Origin of the sequence: Bacillus sp. SIMBA_031 (assembly GCF_046535225.1) — a bacterium.
Lineage (GTDB): Bacteria > Bacillota > Bacilli > Bacillales > Bacillaceae > Bacillus > Bacillus velezensis.
In genome coordinates, this window is sequence record NZ_JAWRXC010000134.1 from 1 (window position 1) to 285 (window position 285).

At 63.5% G+C, this 285-nt stretch carries 1 protein-coding gene; it reads left to right on the forward strand.

Features of this window, described 5'->3' with window-relative positions; genetic code table 11:
- Positions 1–285, forward strand: a 285-nt coding sequence (locus tag SB724_RS19810) for a glycosyltransferase family 2 protein (protein ID WP_410572509.1), incomplete at both ends; no start/stop codon positions are given.

A 285-nucleotide genomic window follows, 5' to 3' on the forward strand; every position in this document is an offset into this window, starting at 1 on the left:
CGGTGGTGGTACCTTGCTACAACTACGGCCGCTACCTGCCGGACGCCGTCCACAGTGCCCTGTCCCAGGACGGTGTCGATGTCGAAGTCATCATCGTCGACGACGCCTCCACCGATGACACCGCCGCGGTTGCCCACCGACTGGCTTCCGCGGATGCACGGATTTCAGTGGTGATCCACGAGGACAACCAGGGGCACATCTCCACGTATAACGATGGGCTCTCACGCGCGGCACAGCGCTACGTCACCTTGTTGTCCGCCGATGTCCTGATCGCGCCCGGAGCCT